The organism is Microbacterium sp. che218 (assembly GCF_040436305.1).
Classification (GTDB): domain Bacteria; phylum Actinomycetota; class Actinomycetes; order Actinomycetales; family Microbacteriaceae; genus Microbacterium; species Microbacterium algihabitans.
The window spans coordinates 2,336,670-2,358,562 of sequence record NZ_AP031501.1 but is presented as its reverse complement, the minus strand read 5'-3'; the positions used below and the strand labels follow the sequence as shown (position 1 = coordinate 2,358,562).

The following is a 21,893-nucleotide window of genomic DNA, read 5'->3' as shown; positions in this document are numbered from 1 at the left end:
CGCCCGGGTCCAGGGGCCCGGGCGGCGGAATCACTCAGTTGCCCCAGGCCGCATCCATGCTCTGCAGCACCTGGTCGATGCTGGTCTGGCCGGTCAGCAGTCCCTGACCGCCGGTCTGCAGCGCCTCGTACACCGAGGGGTTGGGCCAGATGTTGTTCGGCAGCGGGGTGTACTTCTTCTCCTTGAGCAGGTCGGCGACCGGCGCGTAGATGGTGCCCGTGAGGTCGAGGGTGTCGAAGGCCGACACCGGCAGCTCGCCGGACAGTTCGTAGTAGCGCTGCTGCTGGGCGGGCTCGGCCATCCAGGAGAGGAAGTCCTCGGCGCCCTGCTTGTTCTTCGCCTTGGCGTTGATCGAGAGCGTGTAGTTCGAGCTGCCCAGGATCATCTCCTTGCCGCTGTCGGCGGCCGGGAAGGGCTCGACCGCGAACTCGGCCTCGGCCGGTGCGGCCTTGGCGATCTCGACCGCGGAGCCGGAGGGGATGAAGCTGCCCACCGACGTGCCCTGCGCGAGGCCGTTGGTGATGGCGTCGAAGCCGCCACCCTCGGCACCGGGCTGGAAGCACCCGTCGTTCTTGAGGTCGACGAAGGCCTGGAGGGTGTCCTTCCAGCCCTGGCTGTCGGCGAAGGTCACCTTCTTCTCGGCGCGTTGCTCGTTCCAGTCGGGAGTGTCGGCGTAGACCCGCGTGGCGGAGATGCCCTGGATGGTGAGGCCGACGTTGGGGCCGGCGGCTCCGGCCAGTGCGAGGAGCGAGCCTCCCTGGCCCTGCAGAGTCGAACACGCCGAGGTGAACTCGTCCATCGTGGTCGGGAAGTCTGACAGGCCCTTCATCTTGGCGGTGCCGAGACTCGCGACGATCGCACCGATCGTGAAGTCGAGGGGCTGGCCGTAGACCTTGTCGTCCACCGTGTACACCGTCTCGCTGCCCGGGATGATCAGCTTCGTCGCCGTGTCACCGAGGGGCTCGAGGAAGCCGGCCTGAGCGAGCGGGATGATGCCGCGCGCATCGCCCGAGCCGGGCGTTGTCTGGATGACGTCCGAGGCGTTGCCCGCCTGCAGCTGCGTGCGGATCGTCTCGCCGTACTTGTCGTTGGGCGTCGGATTGGTGGTGATGGTCACGCCCGAGTGCTGCTCCATGTACTCCTTGGCGAGCGTCTCGTACGGGCTCTCCAGGTTGTTGGAGGTGGCGAAGGTGAACGTGAACGAGTTCGAATCGCCACCGGCGTCTCCCGAGCCCGAGCCGGAGCAGCCGGCGAGGACGAGAGCGGCGGTGACGGGAAGAGCGAGAAGACCTGCGATCCGCGTGACGCGGCGATGCTGAGTCATGGCCAGCCTTTCTGACGACGTTGTCGGCGAGCCCTTCGGTGGGAGCGCCTGTGCTGTGTGACTCAGTATCGGCGCGTTGCGCCGAAAACGCACATAAGTCTTCGCGATGCGGCGCATAAGGCGTGACCGACGGTCGTCCATCGCCCGCGGATATGAGCCCTAGCCCCTGCATAGACGCCGTTGATACGATCGCGGGACAGCTTTCCCGAGCGAAGGATCACGACGTGGTGACCGATCATGCGACTCTCTCGCGCCTCGACCTCAACCTGCTGGTGGCGCTCGACGCGCTGCTGACCGAGCGCAGCGTGACGCGCGCCGCGGAGCGCCTGCACCTCAGCCAGCCCGCCCTCAGCGCATCGCTGTCGCGCTTGCGCACCCACTTCGACGACCAGATCCTCGCGCGCCGGGGCAACACGTACGAGCTCACGCCCTTCGCGGTGCGCCTCACCGAACACACCACGACCGCCCTCGAGGCGGCCCGCCGGGTCTTCGAGAGCCAGGCCTCGTGGTCACCCGCGGAATCGACGCGTGAATTCTCGATCTACGGCTCCGACTACGGCTTCGTGACCATCGGCACGCTCGTCTCCCAACTCGCCGCAGAGCGGGCCCCGGGCGTGCGCTTCCGCTACATGCTGCACAACCCCGGCATCGTCGAAGACGCCGCGACCCGCCTGCGCTCGGCCGACGGGATGGTCATCCCGCACGGTCCCGTCTCCGACATGCCCTACCTCGACCTGTGGCAGGACGACTGGCTCGCCGTCGTGTCGGACGACAACGACGAGGTCGGCGACGAGCTGACGATGCAGAACCTCGCCGACCTGCCGTGGGTGCTCACGTTCCAATCGCGCTCGGCCTTCACCTCCGCCGCGCGTCAGATCCAGCAGCTCGGCGTGGAGCCGCACATCGAGGTGGTGCTCGAGAGCTTCCTGTCGGTGGGCCACTTCGTCAGCGGCACCCGGCGGGTCGGGCTCGTGCAGTCGGCCCTGGCTCCGCACCTGCTCCGCATCGGCGGCATCCGAGTCGTGCCCCTGCCCTTCGCGGCGACGCCGCTGGTGAGCGCGCTGTGGTGGCATCCCTCCCACACCCGCGACCCCGAGCACGAGTGGATGCGCGGGCTGTTCGCCGAGGCCGGCCGACGGATCGCCGCCGGCCACGCCCCGGCCTGAGCGCTCGCGGGTCAGCGGGCGGTTTCTCGCGCGGCGCCCTGCGGCGCGCGCGTCTCGTCGACCTCGTCGTTGCGCGCTCCGCGCAGGACGAGCCCCGTGACGAGCGCGACGGCGGCTGCCGCCACGCCCACGAGGCCGACCGCCGTCGGAAGCGCACCCGCGGCCGCCGCCAGTGCGCCGACGAGCACCGGAGTGAGGAACTGCCCGAAGAAGAACGCGGCGGTCCACAGCCCCGTGACGCGACCTCGCTCGGCGAAGCCGGTCGTCGCGACCACCCATCGCAGCATCGACGGCAGCAGCAGGCCCGAGCCGAACGAGGCCACGACGGCGCCCACGCCGAGCCCCGGGAGCGCCGGTGCGACCCAGATGACGATCATGCCGAGCGCCTGCAGCGCGAAGGCGACGGGGATCAGTCGCAGATCGAAGCGGCGGGCGAGACGCGCGAACAGGATGCCGCCGACGGCGGTGGCCAGCGAGGCTCCGGCAGCGACCGCGCCGATCACCCCGGTGTCGGTCGGGGCGACACCCGACCCGACCACCAGGTAGCTGACCTCGATCACGATGACGTAGAAGGTGAACCCGGCGAACACGCTGACCAGCAGTCGCCCTCCGATGCGCCGCCAGGGGATCGGTACGCGCACGGACGACTCCATCGCGCGCGCTCCGGCCGACGACCGCGGCTCCCACAGCACGAAGATCATCGGCACCGCGATGACCAGACTGATCGTGTAGACCCAGAACGGCGTGTGCCATCCGCCTCCGCCCAGCGCACCGCCGACGGCGATGAAGACGGTCGCGGCGAGCGTGGTGGCGACGGTCTGCGCCGCCAGGTAGCGGTTGCGTCGCTGGTCGTGGAAGTAGTCCACGATGAGCGCCGTGCAGACGGTCATGATGGCCGCCTCGCAGATGCCGACGAGCACACGACTGGCGAGGATCTCGGCCAGCCCGTCCATCCAGGCCGGCGCGGTGCCGACCAGGGCGTACGCGACCATGGCGACGATCAGCAGCGCCTTGCGTCCGACCCGATCGACGATCTGGCCCGCGAAGGGCGCCATGAGGGCGATGAACAGCGCGGGCAGCGCCACGATCATGGGCACCAGCACCTCGGACCCCGGCGTCGAGGCGAAGTGCTGCGACAGCTGCGGCAGAACCGGGGTGATGAGCACGGAGCCCAGGACCGGCATGCAGCTGCCCGCGAGAAGCAGGATGCCCTGCAGGGTTCCCGCGCGGTGAGTTCGGTGGGTGGTGGTCGATGCAGACGTCATCGTCGTGCCTTCCTCTGGGCTCTCTCGCAACGGCGCGAGGACGACTCCATTGGACTCCCGGCGGTGGGCGCCGGGAAGCAGACATCGATGATCCGGCGCATTGACGCCGAAGATGCCCGAGCCGCTCCCTCACCGCTCGGACGCCTCCCGCACCCCTTCGAATAACACCGATGTAGTTTCGAAGATCCTCTCGCTCACAGGGTTATCCCCAGGTCGCCTGCACAGGAAACGGGGAGTTCCCCACAGTTCTCCCCAGAGTTATCCACAGGTTGGTGCACGCATCCTCGTACGGACGTCTCCCGCCTGACGAGCACGCGTGGTCCGACACGGCGCCGTCATCGCCGGGTCGGGCCACGCGGCACCTCACGCTCGCGCGGGAACCGCCCGCATCGCCGACCGGATCAGATCGTGCTGGCGACGCACGAGCAGCAGCGGGTCGACCTCGCCGAGCTCGGCGAAGGCGTGGCCCTCCCACTCGCTCGACCAGAAGCCCCGGTACCCGCCCTCGACGAACACCCGCACGAGTTCGGGGTAGTTGATCGCGGGTTCCCGACCCGACTCGTCGATGTCGTAGAACTTCGCGTGCACGTGCAGAATCTGCGGCATGATGTCGGCCCACTCGCGCGGGTCGACGTGCCCGTGCATGTTGAAGGCCAGGTGCGCGAACGAACCCAGACGACCCGGGTCGAAATCGCGACCGCGCAGGTAGCCGAGGAACTCCTGCTGACGCTCCTGCATCGTGGCATCCGTCGCCCAGATCCGCTGCAGGGTCTCGACCGCGTCGTCGTCGAGGCCGGCACGGCGGACGGCGCGCAACAGGGTCGGCGACATCGCGTGCATGGTCGACGAGAAGTCGGCCACGAAGCCCAGCAGCGGCGAGTCGAGCTCGGCGTAGGTCTCGCGCACGCGCAGGATCGCGTCGGAGTTCGGTCCCATCGGCGCATGGATCTCGTACGCGAGCTTCAACTCGAGCTGCTCGGCGATCGGCAGCAGCCGACGCAGCAGATCGGGCTTGGCGCTCTGGATGCGCACGAGCGGGAAGCCCAGCTTCTTCGCCCCCTCGAACATCAGCTTCGAGAAGGCGAACTCCTCATCGGGCGTCATGTCGCGGTCGCGGCGCCGGCCCATGTCGAGGTTGGCGCCGAACGAGCTCTCGACGAACCCGTGCCGGTCGAACGCCGCACGCCACGTGCGCACGAAGTCGTCGCCGACGACCGGGTAGGTCGGCACCATCTGCGAGGCGACGATCTCGATCCCCGGTCCGATGCCGAGCTCGGCCACCCGGTCGAGCAGACCATCGAAGTCGAAGTACCCGGCGCGGAACTCGGCGCTGGCCGAGTACAGCGTCAGGCCCAGCTGGAACGGGTCGGCCTCGGCCGCCGGGGGCGGGGCCGTGACGTCCGACACGAGCGCCGGGATCGCGGCATCCGCGTCGACGACGGTGAGGGTCTTCACGTCGTGCACCACGTTGGGCACGTACAGGCCGGGGCCGCCGTCCCGACCGGGCGCGATCTGCATGTACGGCAGGCGCAGCTCGCCGTGCAGCACGACGTCGTGCGACTCGCCGAGCGCGACGGGCTGGGCGCGGCGGGCCACGAGCAGCGGGTGCTCCTGCAGGAACCACAGCCGTTCGCTCTGCTCCGGTAGCTCGTCGAGGCCGTACGAGGTGTCGCCGAACTCGACGCGGAGGTCGGCGGCATCCACCTCTTCTCCGTCGACGGTGAGGGCGAGCGTCGTCACCGACGAGAGCCAGAGGCTGCGGTACCAGGGGATGGTCAGGCGCAACGCGAGCCCGTCGGGGTGCGCGCGCAGGCTGTCGTCGTGGATGAGTCCATTGGGCATGTCGTGTTCCTTCAGATGCGGTCGGCGATCTGGCGCATCAGCGAGTGCTGACGCCTGACCTGTTCGATGGAGCGCCAGGGTTCGCGCTCGCCCTCGTACTCGCTGGAGAGGTAGCCGGTGTAGCCCGCGTCCTTCAGGGCCTTCAGCACCGGCTCCCAGGGGATCTGCTGGTCGTCCAGGTTCTCGTCGATGTCGTGGAACTTCGCCTGGATGAACACGACGTTCTCGATCACGTCGAACACGTCGGCGGGGTCGACGTGGATGCCGTCGAGGAAGGCCGGGCGCTGTCCGGGCAGCTCGCCGGGCTTCAGCGGGATCGGGCGGTCCTGGAAGATGCCGGTGTCGAGCAGCAGGCCGAAGTGCTTCGTGCCGGTGCGGCGGATGAGGGCGATGTAGTCGTCGACGACTTCGTGCTTGATGGGGGTCGGCGAGTGGATCTCGGGGCAGATGACGACGTCGAGCTCCTCGGCGAGCGGCAGCGATGCCTCGACGACCTCGGTCCAGATCGGATGCGGGATCAGGTCGCTCGAGACGACGCCGATCTTGGGCCGGACGAACCGGAAGCCGAGACGCTTGGCGAGGCGCAGGTCGCGCTGCAGGGCGGCGACACCCTCGTCGACCGTCATGTCGCGACCGTTCGGGCCGCTCGAGTGCAGACGCGTGTCGATCCACGAGCCGTAGTTGGTGGGCTCGAGGCCGTACTGCGCGAGCAGCGCGAACCAGGCGTCGACCCACTCCTGCGACGGGTTCGGGTAGTTCGGCACGTGGGCCTCGCCGAGGATCTCGAGTCCGGTGGCGCCGAGGTCGGCGATCGAGGCCATGGCGGTCTCGAGGTCCATGACGGTGCCGAAGTCGGTCATGTAGCTGTACAGCGAGACGCCGTAGCGGAAGGGGGCTCCGGATGCCTCGGGGGCGAGCGTCACGCTCTTGGTGACGCGGTAGGTGCTCGGTTGGTGCTCCTGCGGGATGTACGACATGCGCAGGCGCAGCTCGATCGAGAGCTCGTGCACGCCGTCGGGCAGACCGCCGGCCAAGGGAACCGTGATGAGCGCGGCGTCTTCGAGAGGCCACCGCACGCCGTCGCCGTCCCAGAGCTCGGCGAGGGAGTACTGCCGACCCTGCAGGGTCCACAGCGCAACGTCGGGCGCGACGTCGACGAGGCCCGGGATGCGCACCCCGATGCCGTCGATGAGCGAGGCGGACATTCCGCGATACGACGGCATCCGCACCCGGAACTGGAATCCGGTGATCTCGCCGCCCTCGCGGATGTTGCGGAATCCGACGGACTGGATGAGGTCTCTTTCGAGAAGCATCGTCGCTCCTTCTCTCTGGGGTCGGTACGACGGTATCCGTCTTTTGCAGGTATTAGACATAAGGGGTTCTGATGCCGCGCATTAGCGAGGCGCAGACCCGATCGCTTGTCGCGTGTCCGGCGGGGCGTTTAGCGTCGCAATCCGAATCACCGTTCTAATTCCCGACCGCTCGAAGAGGAGCACCCATGACACGCCCGCTGAGGATCCTCGTCGTCGGCGCCGGAATCGGCGGCTTGAGCGCCGCGTCTGCTCTCGCCCGGATCGGCGCCCGTGTCGACGTGATCGACGACAAGCCGGAGATCAGCGTCGCCGGCGTCGGGTTCGGACTCCGCATCAACGGCCTGCGCGCCGTGCGCGAGATCGGTCTGCTCGAGAAGGTGCTGCAGATCGGGCACACCGCGCCGGGGATCGACAACTACGACGCCGAGGGCAACCTGCTCAGCACGATGAGCTACGGCACGCAGGACGAAGGGCTTCCGGGGTGCGTGACGATGTCGCGGATCGCCTTCCTCGAACTCGCCGCGCGCCACGCCCTCGACAACGGCTGCACCTTCCGCATGAGCACGACCGTCGCGGACATACAGCAGCACGACGACACGGCGACGGTCACCTTCAGCGGGGGCGACAGCGCCGATTACGACCTCGTGCTCGGCTTCGACGGGCTCCACTCGCAGATCCGCCGCGACTACTTCGGCGAGAAGCACGCGCCGCGCCCCGTCGGAGGTGTCGCATGGCGCGTGGGGCTGCCCAACCGACGCCGGATCATGCAGCCGATCATCTGCCAGGGGTACGGCGGAAAGATCATGCTCACCCCGCTGTCGGAAGACACGATGTACATGGTGCTCACCGTCGCCGAAGAGGGGCGCCCCCGCTACGACGCGAGCAGGATGGCCGAGATCATGCACGATCGCGCCGCAACCCTGACCCGCGGCTCGGAGTTCCTGGCCGACGCGCTCGACGACGTCCGCCACGCCGAGAACGTCGCGTACACGCCTTATTCGACGGTCTGGGTGCCGTATCCCTGGTTCCGCGGCCGCGTGATGATCATGGGCGACGCTGCGCACACCATGACCCCGTACCTCGGGTCGGGGGCCGCGATGAGCATCGAGGACGGAGTCGTCCTCGCGCAGGAACTCGCTCGGAACGACGCGGTGCTCGACGCCCAGTTCGACTTCATGAAGCGGCGCCTGCCGCGCGTGCGCGCGGTGCACGACCGCTCGATCGAGTCGATGCTCGAGGAGTTCGATTCCGTCACCGACGAGACCTACCGCGCGCGCATCGACCACCTGCGACACGACGAGCCGATCGCCAACGAATACGCGAACCGCCTTCTGCGGATGCCCTACTGACCTCTGAGGAGTCGACATGTCGCACCCCGACGCCCCCGCCGCGACCCCGGCATCCCGCACGCGGACCCTGGTGGTGGATGCCGCCGACGAGAGCAGCTTCCGATCGCTGAACGGAGTCGGCGGCGTGCCCGGCCCCGCCGTCGGCCACCCCGACTTCCCCGACATGACGCCGCTGTGGCGTGAGGCGGGGGTGACCGTGGTGCGCTCGTTCGACTGGGTCTCGCGCCTCGACACCCGGAACGACCCCACGAGCCTCTTCCCCGACTGGAGCGCCGACGTCGACGATCCCGCGAGCTACAACTTCGCCGCAACCGACCGATGGGTCGAGTCCGTGCACGCGATCGGTGCCGAGGTGATGTTCACCGTGGCCAGCTCGATCCCGCGCAACAAGCTTCCGGCGGAAGACGTCGAGGTCTACGGCCGCGTCGTCGAGCACATCGTGCGGCACTACTCCCAGGGGTGGGCGGACGGCCCCGCCACGCCCGTCCGCATCTACGAGTTCGGAGATCAGCCCGACTTCGGACCGCTGCACTTCGCCGGCCGCCCCGAGGAGTTCTACGCCATGTACCGCGCGTTCTGCGAGGCCGTGCAGCGCGTGGACCCGACGCTGACGGTCGGAGGGCCCGCCGTCGCCTTCCCCCTCGAAGACGACGCGCCCTACCGGGAGGGGTTCCTCGCCTACGTGCGCGAGAACGGACTCCCCCTCGACTTCTTCTCATTCCTCTGGTTCACCGACGGCAGCCGCGATCCGCTCGACTACCGCCACGTGTCGCGAGAGCTGCGCGCCCTCCTCGACGATCACGGCTTCGCCGAGACCGAGCTGACGCTCTGCTACTGGAACTACCTCGCCGTGCCCAGCAGCTCCGCACCCGCGGCGGAGAAGGGCGCGTTCCAGGCCGCGACCGCGATCTACCTGCAGGACACGGTGATCGACCACGCGTTCTTCTTCCGCGCCGACAGCGGCCGCGACCCGCATTACGGCTTCGTCGACCCGGGCGGCGTCGGAGACGTCGACGGGCGCCCCGACGAGCGCTCCCGTGCTCTCGCGCTGGCCGGGCGTGCGATGCGGGGTCGCCGCCTCGGCATCGAGGGCGCGGACGAATCGGGCTTCGTGGGTATCGCCGGCCGAGAGGGTGAGCACGTGCGCGTGCTCGTGACGAACTACGTCGCGCCCGACAGCGCCCTCGCGCCCCGCGAGGACGACCGTTTCACCTTCCGCATCCCCATCGGCGAACAGCGGATCGAGCTCGGCCTCACGCTGCCTCCGCAGCGCGCGGAGCTGGCCTCGTCGGGGGTGGACGCGGTCCGCCTCGAGCTCACCCGCCTCCCGTGGACCGGGCGTACGGCGAGCGTCACGACGACCTCGCTGACAGGCTCCATCGACGGGCCGACCGAGGTCGCCGTGTCGGCCGCGGGTGCCCTTCAGCTGGAGTTCGCCCTCCCGCCACAATCGGCTCTGCTCATCGAGGTGACGGCCTGACGTCGGGCGACGGAGACGAGGAAGTGCCGTGACGACGCGACCGGGCCGAAGCAGCCTGTCGGAGCCCAAACAGCAACGCAGCCGCGATTCCTTCGCGAAGGTGCGCGCCGCAGCACTCGAGCTGCTGCAGGAACGCGGGACGGGACAGTTCTCGCTCGCGGAGGTGAGCGCGCGCGCCGAAGTCTCGATCGGGTCGATCTACGGCCGTGTCGCGGGCAAGGCCGAGCTGCTCCGTCTCGTGCAGAGCCAGGAGTTCGATCACCTCGACGTCGAGACCGCCCGACGGGTCGGTGCCGCGGGGGTCGGTGCGTCGAGCTTCGCCCGCGCCACCGCGCAGATCGTCACCGCCTACGCCGAGCTTCTGCGGAGCCACCGTGAGCTGTTGTCGCCGTTCTTCCTGCTCGGCGTCGACGACGAGGTCATCCTCGAGCGCGGGCGGCGCTCCGGAAACGGGGGACAGGACGTGTTCATCCGCGCCGTGCTCACCGCCGCCGCCGAGCACGGCGTCGAGCTGTCGGGCCAGAGCGCGCACTGGGCCTTCGAGGTGTTCTACAGCCTCAGCGTGCGCTACCTCGGCCTCGGCGTCACCGCGACCGCGATCCCGCAGAGCGCCTACGACTGGCAGGAACTGCTCGACCGCCTCTCGCGAACGGTGTGGCTCATCGTGGCGCCTCCCGCCCCGCCCCACCCCGCCTGAGCCGCCCGGCACCCGCCGTCAGCGCTCGAGCACCACCGCGAGCCCCTGCCCCACACCGATGCAGATCGCCGCGACCGCGACGCCCCCGCCGCGGCGCTTGAGCTCGTGGGCCGCGCGCGCGATGATGCGGCCGCCCGACGCGCCGAGGGGGTGGCCGATCGCGATCGCCCCGCCGTTCTCGTTGAGGCGGGCGGGATTGAGCTCGGTCCACAGCTTCGCGCACGCGAGCGTCTGCGACGCGAACGCCTCGTTGAGCTCCACGAAGGTCACATCGGCCCACGTCTTCCCGGCGCGCGCGAGGGCGCGGTTGGCCGCCTCGACGGGGGCCACACCGAACACGTCGGGGTCGTTCCCGAACGCGGCCCGACCGGCGATGCGGGCCAGGGGCTCGGCATCCATCGCCCCTTCCGCCCCCAGCAGCACCGCCGAGGCGCCGTCGTTGATGGGCGAGGAGTTGCCCGCGGTGACCGACCCGCCCTGCCGGAAGGCCGGGCGCAGGCCCGCCAGCACCTCGGCGGTGGAGTCGTCGCGGATGCCTTCGTCGCGCGCGAGCGCGTGGCCCTCGACCTGCACGATCTCGTCGTCGAAGCGCCCCGCGGCCCACGCGGCCGCGGCGAGGCGGTGGCTGCGGGCGGCGAACTCGTCCTGCTCCTCGCGGGAGATGCCGTAGATCTCGGCGAGCTTCTCGGCGCTCTCGCCGTTGGAGATCGTCCAGTCCGTGCGCAGGCGCGGGTTGGTCATGCGCCAGCCGATCGAGGTGTTCCACATCGTCTGGTTGGCGGCGGGGAAGGGCCGCGGGCTCTTCTCGACCACGAACGGGGCCCGCGTCATCGACTCGACGCCGCCCGCGAGGATCACCTCGGCATCGCCCGCCTCGATCGCGCGCGACCCCTGGATCACGGCATCCAGCGACGATCCGCACAGGCGGTTGATGGTCGTGCCGGGCACCGACGAGGGGAAGCCCGCGAGCAGCGCGCCGAAGCGCGCGACGTTGCGGTTGTCTTCGCCGGCCTGGTTCGCGTCGCCGAAGATGACGTCTTCGATGCGCGCGGGGTCGAGGCCGGTGCGTTCGACGACGGATGCCATGACGGTGGCGGCCAGATCATCGGGGCGCACATCGGCGAAGGCCTTGGCGTGCCGGGCGAAGGGGGTGCGGACGGCGTCGTACACGAACGAAGCGGGCATGGTCAGCTCTCCTGGTCGAGAAGGGTCAGACCGAGGAGCTGCTCGATCTCGGCGTGGGTGTTGTCGCCGAACAGCTCGCGCACGCGGAAGCCGTCGGGCGTGACGTCGAAGACGCCGTGATCGGTGTAGACCCGTGAGACGCAGCCGACCCCGGTGAGGGGGTAGCTGCAGGCGGCGACGAGCTTGGGTTCGCCGCCCTTGGTGAGCAGGTCGGTCATGACGTAGACGTCTTTCGCGCCGATCGCGAGGTCCATCGCCCCGCCGACGGCCGGGATCGCGCCGGGCTCGCCGGTCGACCAGTTGGCGAGGTCGCCACCGGCCGACACCTGGAACGCGCCCAGCACGCACACGTCGAGGTGCCCGCCGCGCATCATCGCGAACGAATCGGCGTGGTGGAAGTACGCCGCTCCGGCGAGGGCTGTGACGGGCTGCTTGCCCGCGTTGATGAGGTCGGGGTCGACCTGGCCGCGCTCGGGAGCGGGGCCCATGCCGAGCATGCCGTTCTCGGTGTGCAGCACGATCTCGAGCCCCGCGGGCAGGTAGTCGGCGACGAGGGTCGGCGCCCCGATGCCGAGGTTGACGACGGCGCCCTCGGGGATGTCGGATGCCACGCGGGCGGCGAGATCGCGCCGCGAGATGCGGGTGGTCATGCTTCCTCCTCAGGGGCCAGCGCGCGGCCCTCGATGTCGACGCCGCCGACGAAGGCACCGTCGCGCAGCCACGCCCGCTCGCCGACCGCGACGACGCGATCGACGTACAGGCCGGGCGTGACGACAGCCTCGGGGTCGAGGGAGCCCAACGGCACGATCCCATCGACCTGCACGATGGTGGTCGTGGCGGCGGCGGCCATGATGGGCCCGAAGTTGCGGGCGGTCTCGCGGTACACGAGGTTGCCCCAGCGGTCGGCGGCGCGGGCGCTCACGAGCGCGACGTCGGCGTGGATGGGGTATTCGAGCACGTAGTCGCGGCCGTCGATGCGCCGCGTCTCCTTACCCTCGGCGAGCTGGGTGCCGAAGCCGGTCGGGGTGAAGAACCCGCCGATACCGGCGCCCGCGGCGCGGATGCGCTCGGCGAGGTTGCCCTGCGGCACCAGCTCGAGCTCGATCCTGCCGTCGCGGTACAGCCCGTCGAACACCCACGAGTCGCTCTGGCGCGGGAACGAGCAGATCATCTTGCGCACCTGGCCCGCGGCGAGCAGGGCCGCAAGACCGGTGTCGCCGTTGCCGGCGTTGTTGTTGACGACGGTGAGGTCGCCGGCCCCGTGCGCGATCAGCGCGTCGATCAGCTCGACGGGCTGCCCGGCGCGGCCGAAGCCGCCGATCATCACGGTGGCCCCGTCACTGATGCCGGCGACGGCGGCCGCGACGTCGGGAACGGTCTTGTCGATCACGGCGCGGCCCCCTCGTTCGTCTCCGACGAGGCCGGTTCGGGCGTCGCGAAGACCTCCGACGCGATGCGGAAGGCCGAGTTGGCCGCCGGCACGCCGGAGTAGATCGCCGACTGCAGGATGACCTCGCGGATCTCCTCGACGCTCAGGCCGTTGCGCAGCGCCGCGCGCAGGTGCATCGCGAGCTCCTCGTGGTGGCCGTGCGCGATGAGCGAGCTCAGCACCGCGATCGAGCGCGAGCGGCGGTCGAGGCCGGGCCGTGACCACACGTCTCCCCACGCGACGCGCGTGATGAAGTCCTGCCAGTCGGCGGTGAGGTCGGTGGTCGCGGCGATCGAGCTGTCGACGTGCGCGTCGCTCAGCACGGCGCGGCGCACGGTCATGCCCTGGTCGTGGCGTTCCTGATCGGTGGGCATCAGGCGTCCTTTCGGAAAGACGAGGTCGTCGAGGCGGAGGCGAAGAACGACCGCAGCAGAGCCGCCACGGCCTCGGGCTGTTCGGCCGGGGGAAGGTGGCCGGCGTCGTCGATGCGGGCGATACTCCCGCGCTGCACGCCCTCGGCGATCTCGACGGCCTTGGCTTCGGGGGCGACCTGGTCGAACGCTCCCCACGCGGCGAGCACCGGAACCGCGATCTCGCCCAGGGTCGCGCGAACGTCGTACGCGGCGAGCGCCTCGCAGCAGCGGGCGTAGCTGTCGTCGTCGGCGTCCTGCAGCGCGTGCAGCAGGCGGCCGCTCAGCTCGGGGCGCCGCGCCATCGACTCGGGCGCGAACCAGCGCTGGGCCGAGCCGACGATAAGGCTCGAGGTGCTCTGCGACCGCGCCTGGGCGGCCCGCTCGGTCCACGACGCGGGGTCTCCGAGCACGGCTCCGGATGCCACGATGGCGGCGCCCCGCAGCCGGGTGCCGTGACGCCGCGCGAGCTCGAGGCCGGTCGCCCCGCCGAGGGAGACTCCGGCGTAGAGGAACGTGTCATCGGGGACGGCGGCGGCCACGGCATCCGCGAGATCCGCGACGGTGAACGCCTCGCTCGCGATCGGCCCGGCCCCGTGCCCGGGGAGGTCCCACGCGGCGACGCGGTGGTCGTCGGCGAGCAGGGGCACGACGTCGTCCCACAGAATGGTCGAGGTGCCGAGCGAGGGCCCGAGCACGACGAGGGGCGCGTCGGCCGGTCCGACCGGCTCGGTCAGGGCGACGAGGCTCATGCGTCGGCTCCTTCGTCGTGCGCGGTGCCTCCGCCGGCATGGCGGGTGCCACGGGCGAGGCGGGGGGCGAGGCCGACATAGGCGGCCGGGTCGAGCAGCGTGTCGACGTCGAGACCGGCCGCCTCCGGCAGCGCCCGCAGGCGCGGGGCGAGGTCGTCGTCGCCGTCGAGCAGGGCCGCGAAGCGCTCGGCGCCGATGAGCGGCACCAGCACGCCGCGCAGGCGCTCGCTGACGATGCGCCCGCCGGTCAGACCGGCGGCGGCGGCGGCGGCGGCCGTGTCGACCCGCAGGCGCGCGAGCAACGACGACCCGTGCGCCGCGGCGCCCACCGCCAGGCGCAGGAGCTCGCGCAGCGTCGGCCATTCGGCGTGCCAGGCGCCGTCGGGGCGCTCGTCGACCGCGAGGGCCGAGGCGAGGTGCAGGGTCGCGCCCAGCTGCGGTGCTCGCAGGGCGGCCGAGCGGATGAGCACCGCCTCGGCGGGGTTCTGCTTCTGCGGCATGGCCGACGATCCGCCGCCCACGCCCTCCGACACCTCGCCGATCTCGGTGCGGCTGAGGGTCGCGACGTCGGCGGCCATCTTGCCGAGCGCGTCGATCGCCTGCACGAGCGCGTCGCCGATCTCGGTCACGGGCCAGCGGGTCACGTGCCAGGGAGCGTCGGGGGCATCGAGCTTGAGCACCCGGGCGAAGGCCGCGGGCAGGGCGTCGGCGGCATCCGTCGATCCGGTGATCTCGACGAACGACGCGAGCGTCCCGCCCGCCCCCGCGAGCTGAGCGGGGAAGACGAGGGCATCGAGCCGCACGGCGGCCCGCTCGAGTCCGCGCGCCCAGGTCGCGGCGCGCGCACCGACCGTGGTGGGCACCGCGTGCTGCGTGAGGGTGCGCGCTGCGGCGACCTCGTCGGCGTGCGCGGTGGCGAGCTGTCGGGCCCAGACGGCGGCGTTCGCGACCGAGCGGCTCGTCTGCTCGACCGCGCGGCGGGCGACCACCATGAGCGCGGTGTCGAGCACGTCTTGGCTCGTCGCCCCGCGGTGGATCCACCCGCGGTGCTCCGCCGGCACGTGGGCTTTCAGCGCACCGACGAGGGGGATCACGGGGTTTCCCCCGGCGACCGCGTCGCGCACGAGGGCGTCGACGTCGAGCACGCGCGCGGACGCGCCGCCCTTCTCGTCGATCCCGAAGACGTGATCGACCTCCGCGCGCGCCTCACGCGGGGCGGCCCCTACCGCGACGTAGGCCGCGACCAGGGCGCACTCGACGCGGATCATCGTGGTCAGCACGAACTCGTCGGACAGCAGGGCGTCGTGACCGACGCTCACGGGCGAGAGCAGCCCGAGATCGATGCGCGGGAGAGGTTCAGAAGGCAAGGAACACCGTCTCGTTCTCGCCCTGCAACCGGATGTCGTGCGACAGGTACCCGTCGGGCGTCCGGGTCGCGACGAGGCTAGCGCGCTCCTGCGACGTCAGAGCGGACAGCAGCGGGTCGGCGGCGAGAGCGTCGTCGTCCGCGGGCGAATAGATGCGCGTGTGCAGCTTGTCGGGCAATCCCCGCGCGAACACCATCGCCGCGAAGAACCCCGCACGACCCCGGATGCCGCCCGGCTCGCGCGTCCAGAACGAGTAGCGCCCCTCGTCGTCGGTGAAGGCGCGTCCGAACCCGGTGAAGGTGTGGTCGTCACGGCGGAACGCGCCGCGGGCGCGGGGCACCGAGCCGTCGGCATCCGCCCCGAAGATCTCCACGAGGGCGTCGGGGATCGGCGCTCCCGCCCCGTCGTACACCGTGCCCGAGAGCACGATGGCGCCGGGCGAGTGCGGGAAGACGACCTCGTGCTGCTTCGGGAACTCCAGGCCGTAGGCGAAGAACGGCCCGACCGTCTGGCCGGGGGTGGCGCGGTGCGTCTTGGCGGGGATCATTCGTCGCCCGCCGACTCGAAGTAGGTCGCGTCCGGCCCGTCGACCACGATGTCGAAGCGGTACCCCGTCGCCCACTCGGGCGAGGTGAGGTCGTGGTCGTAGACGCCGACGAGGGCGTCGCGGTCCTTCTGCCGGTGGATGGAGTTGTAGATCGGGTCGAGCGCGAACAGCGGGTCGCCCGGGAAGTACATCTGCGTCACCAGCCGCTGCGTGAACGACGACCCGAACACCGAGAAGTGGATGTGCGCCGGGCGCCACGCGTTGCGGTGGTTCTTCCACGGGTAGGGGCCGGGCTTGATGGTCGTGAAGCGGTACTCGCCGTCGTCGTTCGTGACCGCGCGGCCGGCCCCCGTGAAGTTCGGGTCGAGGGGCGCGGGGTGCTGGTCGCGCTGGTGGATGTAGCGGCCGGCCGAGTTCGCCTGCCAGATCTCGATGAGCTGGTTCGCCACCGGGCGCCCCCACGAGTCGAGCAGCCGGCCCTGCACCGTCATACGCTCACCCAGCGGCTCCCCCGCGTGCTGCAGGGTGAGGTCCGACTCGATGGCCGCGACGTCGCGCTGCCCGAACGCGGGCGAGAACAGCTCGATGGTCTCGGGGTCGACGAGCTTCGGATTCTTCGTCGGATGCCGCAGCACGCTCGACCGATAGGCCGGAAAGTCGTGCGCGGTCGCGGCGACGCGCTCGCCCGCGGCGTCGAGGGCGTCGAGCTGCGCGTGGCGGGTGTTGATCTCGCGGACGATTTCGTCTTGCGTCGCCTGGTCGGGAGCGGCCAGCAGCGATTCGGGGGCCGCGGCGGGGGCGTTCGTCATGGGGTCTCCTTCGACCCCTCCATGCTCCGCCACCGCCCCGCATCGTGGCCAGGCGTTCCCGCTGAATGGGAGTCGTGCCAGGGTGGAGTCGTGGCGAACTCCCCCTCCGGCGATTCGGTGACCGATCGACTCGTGCGCATCCTCGAGACCTTCACCCCCACGCGCACCGCGCAGACCACGGCCGATATCGGTCGTCGGGCGGGCCTGCCGAGCTCGTCGGCGCACCGGATCGTGAACGAACTGGTGGATGCCGGGCTCCTCGAGCGCGACGACGAACGCCGCGTGCGCGTGGGCATGCGGCTGTGGGAGCTGGCGACCCGCTCCTCGCACGCGCTGCGCCTGCGCCAGGCGGCCCTGCCCTACATGGAACGCGTGCAGCAGCGCGTGCGTGAGCACACGCAGCTCGCGATCCTCGAGCAGGACGAGGCGCTGTTCCTCGAGCGGCTGAGCGCTCCCGACTCCGGCGCGAACATCACCCGCGTCGCCGGGCGTCTTCCCCTGCACGCGTCGTCGTCGGGACTCGTTCTGCTCGCCTTCGCCCCGCACGACCTGCAGGAGCGCGTGCTCGCGGGCCCTCTCGCGCGGGTCACGGCCGACACGATCGTCGACCCCGCGGCGCTCCGCCGCACCCTCGCCGAGATCCGCACCCTCGGACGCGTCGTCGCCCCCGGCTACGTCGACGAGGTCTCGACGGGTGTCGCCGTGCCGGTGCGGGATGAAACCGGCGCGGTCATCGCCGCCCTCTCAGCCGTTCTCCCGCGCGACGCCGAAACCCAGTTCGCCCTCGTCGAGCTGCACCGCGCCGCACGCGACACCGAGCGCGCTCTGGGCTACCGCCGCTGACCTGCCGCCTCCGTTTGCCTGCACCCCGGCCGATCCTCGCGTCTTCCTCGCCTGAGGTGTCAAAACCTGTCGCCTACGGGCCGTCCAGGCGACAGATTCTGACCCCTCACGCGCAGCGCGCGGGTTCCTGATGAACGGGAATAGTGCCGTGCGGAGGGGGCGCGGCGCGCACGATCGGACACAGCCACCGTCGAAGGAGACGCCATGACCACCACCGTCCGCACCCGGGTCGCCATCATCGGCGCCGGCCCCGCGGGGCTCCTGCTCTCGCACCTGCTCGACGAGGCCGGCATCGCCTCGGTCGTGATCGACCAGCGCTCGCGTGACGAGATCGAGAGCACGATCCGCGCCGGCATCCTCGAGCAGGGCACCGTCGAGCTGCTCGACACCCTCGGTGCGCACTCGCGCGCCCGCACCGTGGGACACCGTCACGACGGCATCGAGCTGCGCTTCGAGGGAGAGGGCCACCGCATCGACTTCGCGGCATCCGTCGGCCGTGCCGTGTGGCTGTACCCGCAGCACGAGGTGCTGAAAGACCTGGTCGCCGCGCGCCTCGCGGCCGGTCAAGACCTGCGTTTCGGCGTCACCGCCGAGGGCATCGCGGATGCCGAGACCTCGAGCCCCCGCGTGATCGCGCGCGACGCCGACGGGCAGCCCTTCGAGATCGAGGCGGAGTTCGTCGTGGGCTCCGACGGGTCGCGCAGCATCGCCCGGGCCACCGTGTCGGGATCGAGCCAGGGCGGGTTCTTCCGCGAGTACCCGTTCGCGTGGTTCGGCATCCTGTGCGAGGCGCCGCCGAGCGCCGACGAGCTCATCTACAGCAACTCCCCCGACGGCTTCGCGCTGGTCAGCCAGCGCTCCGACACCGTGCAGCGCATGTACTTCCAGTGCGACCCCGACACCGACACGGCGGCCTTCAGCGAGGAACAGCTGTGGGAGGAACTGCAGAAGCGCGTGCCCGGAACGACGCTGAAGCAGGGGCCGATCTTCCAGCGCGACGTGCTGCGCTTCCGCAGCTTCGTCGCGCACGAGCTGCGCCGCGGTCGCGTAGCCCTCGTCGGAGACGCCGCGCACACCGTTCCTCCCACCGGCGCGAAGGGCATGAACCTCGCGATCGCCGACGTGCGCCTGCTCGCCGACGCCCTGCGGCGCCTGCTGCTCGAAGGCGACGAGCGGGGCCTCGACGCCTACCCCGAGAAGGCCCTGCGGCGCATCTGGAAGGCCCAGCACTTCTCGTGGTGGATGACGAGCCTGCTGCACGTGGCTCCGGATGCCACCGACTTCGACCGCCGACGCCAGGTCGGCGAGCTGCGCACCGTCGTGGAGTCGGAGCACGGCCGCGCCTCCCTCGCCGAGGCGTACTGCGGCTGGCCGTTCATCGACTGACCCGCGCGCGCCGCAGGCCCGGCTCATCCCCTGTTGAGTGTCCAAGAAACGCCGCAGAGCTCGAGCTCCAGCGGCGCGTTTTGGACACTCAACGCACGCCCCGCCCACGCGAGCGCGGCGCCCGAGCCGAAGCCCGAGCGCCGCGCGGAGCCCGCGGGCTCAGTCCTTCGTGTCGCGCGCCTTCGGGAAGGGGCTCGGCACCACCGGCACCGTGCCCGTGAAGCCCTCGCGCTCGGCGGCGAGCGCCGCGATGCGCTTGCGGCAGGCGAACCAGCCGATCGTGATGGCGATGCTCGCGAGCACCGCGACCAGCAGGGTCGGCGGGGAGTCGACGAACACCAGCACGAGCACGACCGCGAGGAATAGCAGGGTCGCGTATCCCGTGTACGGCGCCCAGAACAGCCGGAAGGCCGGCCGCACCAGCTCGCCGCGGTCGGTGAGGCGCTTGAACTTCATCTGGCAGAGCATGATGGTCGCCCAGGTGACCAGGATGCCGACGGCGGCGACGTTCAGCACCGTCTCGAACGCGTCGCTCGGTGCCACGAAGTTGATCACCACGCCGAACAGGGCCACGAACGCCGTGATCGCGATGCCGCCGTAGGGCACACCCGCCTTGTTCATGCGCGCGGCGAACTTGGGGGCGGAGCCCGCCACCGCCATCGAGCGCAGGATGCGGCCGGTGGAGTACAGCCCCGCGTTCAGCGACGACAGCGCGGCCGTCAGCACGACGAGGTTCATGATCACGTCGACGCCCGGCACACCGATCGAGCCGAAGAACGTCACGAACGGGCTCTCGTCCTTCGTGTACGCGGTGTACGGCAGCAGCAGGGCCAGCAGCAGCACCGAGCCGACGTAGAAGATCGCGACGCGGAAGATCACCGAGTTGATCGCGCGGGGCATGACCTTCTCGGGGTTCTTGGTCTCGCCGGCGGCGGTGCCGACCAGCTCGATCGAGGCGTACGCGAACACCACGCCCTGCATGAGGATGATCGCGGGCAGGATGCCGTTGGGGAAGAACCCGCCGTTGTCGGCGATCAACGAGAACCCGGTGGGGGCGCCCGTGGGGGTACCGAACACGACGAAGTAGATGCCCACGAGCAGGAACGCCACGAGGGCGGCGACCTTGATGAGCGCGAACCAGAACTCCAGCTCACCGAACACCTTGACCGAGACGAGGTTGACGGCGAGGACCGTCACGAGGGCGGCGAGGGCCCACACCCACTGCGGAACGGCTCCGATCCAGGGCACGTACTTGCCGAAGAAGTTCATGTAGAGCGCCGCGGCGGTGATGTCGACCATCGTCGTGGTCGCCCAGTTGATCCAGTAGAACCAGCCGGAGACGAACGCGGCCTTCTCGCCGAAGAACTCGCGCGCGTACGAGACGAACGAGCCCGACGTCGGGCGGTGCAGCACCAGCTCGCCGAGCGCGCGGAGGATGAAGAACGCGAACAGTCCGCAGACCGCGTACGAGATGACGATCGCGGGGCCGGCCTGCGCGAGGCGGCCACCGGCGCCGAGGAACAGGCCCGTTCCGATGGCACCGCCGATGGCGATCATCTGCACCTGTCGCGACGTCAGGCGCTTGTGGTAGCCGCTGTCCTCGAGCTGCACGGTCGAGGTGGTCGTCGGCTCGGCGGCGTCGCCCGGGCGCGAAGGGGTGTCGTTCATGCCACCCATCGAACCACTCGATTCGCGCAACGGGCTATCCGACAAGCGCGGGTCGGGCGATCAGAGCCAGTGCTTGCGCTTGAACGTGAGCCAGAGCCCGAACGAGGTCGCCGCCATCAAGGCGAGCGCCATCGGGTAGCCGAAAGTCCAGTCGAGCTCGGGCATGTTCTTGAAGTTCATGCCGTAGATCCCGCCCACCAGCGACGGACCGAACAGGATCGCCGCCCACCCCGAGATCTTCTTGACCTGTTCGTTCTGCTCGAGGGCGGTGTCGGTCTGGCGCTGGGTGACGAGCGTGGCGTTCACGGTGAGCGCGTTGTCGAGGATCGCCCGCAGCGCGGTGAGCTTCTCGCACTGACGCAGCACGTGGTCGAGCACGTCGCGCAGCGAGCGCTGCAGCTCGATGTCGACGCCGTACTTGTCGGAGCCGCGCAGCAGTGCCTCGAGCATGTCGCGCAGCGGCTCGGTGGCCCGCTGGAAGTGGATGACCTCGCGAGCGAGCTGGTAGATGCGCTGCGTGAGGTCGGCGCCGCCCGAGCTGAACAGGCCGTCTTCGATCTCGTCGACGTCGTTCTGCAGCCCACGCGCCACGGGGTCGTACTGGTCGACGACCTCGTCGAGGATCGCGTAGAGCACCGCTTCGGGCCCGCGCTTGAGCAGGTCGGGGTTGTGCTCGAGGCGCTTGCGCACCTGCGAGAGGTCGGGGACCTCGGCGTGACGCACCGTCACGACGTAGTCGGAGCCAATGAACACGTGCAGTTCGCCGAAGTCGATCGTCTCGGTCTCGTCGAGGTAGCGCGCGGGCCGCAGCACCGCGAAGAGGTTGCCGCCGTAGCGCTCGAGCTTGGCGCGCTGGTGACCGGCGAGCGCGTCCTCGACGGCGAGCGGGTGCAGCGAGAACTCGGCGGCGACGCGCTCGAGCTCTTCGGGCGAGGGACGCAGCAGCCCGATCCAGGCCATGCCCCCGTGCGCCTCCATGTATTCGAAGGTCTGGTCGAGGCTCGCCGGGTTCTCGATGCGGTGACCGTCGACGTAGACGGCGCTGTCGATGATGGGCATGA

Annotated in this window: 20 protein-coding genes; 6 read left to right on the top strand and 14 right to left on the bottom strand. The window is 70.4% G+C overall.

What is annotated here, in order from left to right; genetic code table 11:
- Positions 1-34: 34 nt before the first annotated feature.
- A complete protein-coding gene (locus ABXS86_RS11140) occupies positions 35-1,324 on the bottom strand; it encodes an ABC transporter substrate-binding protein (RefSeq protein WP_353664487.1) in 1,290 nt (429 codons plus the stop codon).
- Between the two features lie 227 nt (positions 1,325-1,551).
- Here ABXS86_RS11140 and ABXS86_RS11135 point away from each other — a divergent pair, with 227 nt between their 5' ends.
- Positions 1,552-2,490, top strand: a complete 939-nt coding sequence (locus tag ABXS86_RS11135; protein WP_307213958.1) for a LysR family transcriptional regulator — start codon at positions 1,552-1,554, stop codon at positions 2,488-2,490.
- 11 nt (positions 2,491-2,501) lie between these two features.
- On the opposite strand, the gene ABXS86_RS11130 is transcribed toward ABXS86_RS11135, so the two are convergent.
- The 3 genes from ABXS86_RS11130 to ABXS86_RS11120 all read right to left on the bottom strand — a co-directional run bounded on the left by ABXS86_RS11130 (position 2,502) and on the right by ABXS86_RS11120 (position 6,910).
- Complete coding sequence (locus ABXS86_RS11130) at positions 2,502-3,755, bottom strand: MFS transporter (RefSeq protein WP_353664486.1); 1,254 nt, start codon at positions 3,753-3,755, stop codon at positions 2,502-2,504.
- A 363-nt stretch (positions 3,756-4,118) separates the two neighbouring features.
- Positions 4,119-5,597 (bottom strand): DUF6379 domain-containing protein, encoded by a 1,479-nt coding sequence (locus ABXS86_RS11125; protein WP_353664485.1) that lies wholly within the window; start codon positions 5,595-5,597, stop codon positions 4,119-4,121.
- 11 nt (positions 5,598-5,608) lie between these two features.
- A complete protein-coding gene (locus ABXS86_RS11120) occupies positions 5,609-6,910 on the bottom strand; it encodes a DUF6379 domain-containing protein (RefSeq protein ID WP_353664484.1) in 1,302 nt (433 codons plus the stop codon).
- Between the two features lie 185 nt (positions 6,911-7,095).
- On the opposite strand from ABXS86_RS11120, the gene ABXS86_RS11115 reads away from it, so the two are divergent.
- The 3 genes from ABXS86_RS11115 to ABXS86_RS11105 are packed head-to-tail and all read left to right on the top strand — an operon-like array spanning position 7,096 to position 10,436.
- Entirely contained in the window at positions 7,096-8,259 is a 1,164-nt protein-coding gene (locus ABXS86_RS11115; protein ID WP_353664483.1) for an FAD-dependent monooxygenase, read from the top strand.
- A gap of 16 nt (positions 8,260-8,275) precedes the next feature.
- The gene (locus ABXS86_RS11110) at positions 8,276-9,739 is read left to right on the top strand and encodes a GH39 family glycosyl hydrolase (RefSeq protein WP_307207288.1); all 1,464 of its coding nucleotides are present in this window, start codon (positions 8,276-8,278) and stop codon (positions 9,737-9,739) included.
- A gap of 28 nt (positions 9,740-9,767) precedes the next feature.
- Entirely contained in the window at positions 9,768-10,436 is a 669-nt protein-coding gene (locus ABXS86_RS11105; protein ID WP_353664482.1) for a TetR/AcrR family transcriptional regulator, read from the top strand.
- Between the two features lie 18 nt (positions 10,437-10,454).
- Here ABXS86_RS11105 and ABXS86_RS11100 read toward each other — a convergent pair whose 3' ends face one another.
- The 8 genes from ABXS86_RS11100 to pcaH are packed head-to-tail and all read right to left on the bottom strand — an operon-like array spanning position 10,455 to position 16,935.
- Entirely contained in the window at positions 10,455-11,621 is a 1,167-nt protein-coding gene (locus tag ABXS86_RS11100; RefSeq protein WP_353664481.1) for a thiolase family protein, read from the bottom strand.
- 2 nt (positions 11,622-11,623) lie between these two features.
- Complete coding sequence (locus ABXS86_RS11095) at positions 11,624-12,271, bottom strand: 3-oxoacid CoA-transferase subunit B (RefSeq protein ID WP_353664480.1); 648 nt, start codon at positions 12,269-12,271, stop codon at positions 11,624-11,626.
- A complete protein-coding gene (locus ABXS86_RS11090; protein ID WP_353664479.1) occupies positions 12,268-13,011 on the bottom strand; it encodes a 3-oxoacid CoA-transferase subunit A in 744 nt (247 codons plus the stop codon). The genes ABXS86_RS11095 and ABXS86_RS11090 overlap by 4 nt, the downstream gene beginning before the upstream one ends.
- On the bottom strand, positions 13,008-13,424 hold the full coding sequence (gene pcaC, locus ABXS86_RS11085) for a 4-carboxymuconolactone decarboxylase (RefSeq protein ID WP_353664478.1): 417 nt from the start codon (positions 13,422-13,424) through the stop codon (positions 13,008-13,010). The genes ABXS86_RS11090 and pcaC overlap by 4 nt, the downstream gene beginning before the upstream one ends.
- Positions 13,424-14,212 carry an alpha/beta fold hydrolase gene (locus ABXS86_RS11080; RefSeq protein WP_353664477.1) on the bottom strand — a complete coding sequence of 263 codons (789 nt, stop codon included), beginning with the start codon at positions 14,210-14,212 and terminating at the stop codon, positions 13,424-13,426. Before ABXS86_RS11080 ends, pcaC begins: the two co-directional genes overlap by 1 nt.
- Entirely contained in the window at positions 14,209-15,579 is a 1,371-nt protein-coding gene (locus ABXS86_RS11075) for a lyase family protein (RefSeq protein ID WP_353664476.1), read from the bottom strand. Before ABXS86_RS11075 ends, ABXS86_RS11080 begins: the two co-directional genes overlap by 4 nt.
- Positions 15,569-16,126, bottom strand: coding sequence for a protocatechuate 3,4-dioxygenase subunit alpha (pcaG, locus tag ABXS86_RS11070; protein ID WP_307207301.1), 558 nt, complete (start codon positions 16,124-16,126; stop codon positions 15,569-15,571). The genes ABXS86_RS11075 and pcaG overlap by 11 nt, the downstream gene beginning before the upstream one ends.
- Positions 16,123-16,935 carry a protocatechuate 3,4-dioxygenase subunit beta gene (gene pcaH, locus ABXS86_RS11065; protein WP_353664475.1) on the bottom strand — a complete coding sequence of 271 codons (813 nt, stop codon included), beginning with the start codon at positions 16,933-16,935 and terminating at the stop codon, positions 16,123-16,125. The genes pcaG and pcaH overlap by 4 nt, the downstream gene beginning before the upstream one ends.
- A gap of 90 nt (positions 16,936-17,025) precedes the next feature.
- On the opposite strand from pcaH, the gene ABXS86_RS11060 reads away from it, so the two are divergent.
- Both ABXS86_RS11060 and ABXS86_RS11055 read left to right on the top strand, forming a co-directional pair.
- Positions 17,026-17,778, top strand: a complete 753-nt coding sequence (locus tag ABXS86_RS11060; protein ID WP_144783919.1) for an IclR family transcriptional regulator — start codon at positions 17,026-17,028, stop codon at positions 17,776-17,778.
- 204 nt (positions 17,779-17,982) lie between these two features.
- A complete protein-coding gene (locus tag ABXS86_RS11055) occupies positions 17,983-19,164 on the top strand; it encodes a 4-hydroxybenzoate 3-monooxygenase (protein WP_353664474.1) in 1,182 nt (393 codons plus the stop codon).
- A gap of 159 nt (positions 19,165-19,323) precedes the next feature.
- Here the strand turns inward: ABXS86_RS11055 and ABXS86_RS11050 are convergent, their stop codons facing one another.
- Positions 19,324-20,832, bottom strand: coding sequence for an amino acid permease (locus ABXS86_RS11050; RefSeq protein WP_307207309.1), 1,509 nt, complete (start codon positions 20,830-20,832; stop codon positions 19,324-19,326).
- Between the two features lie 60 nt (positions 20,833-20,892).
- On the bottom strand, positions 20,893-21,891 hold the full coding sequence (gene corA / locus ABXS86_RS11045) for a magnesium/cobalt transporter CorA (RefSeq protein ID WP_144831326.1): 999 nt from the start codon (positions 21,889-21,891) through the stop codon (positions 20,893-20,895).
- Positions 21,892-21,893: the final 2 nt, after the last annotated feature.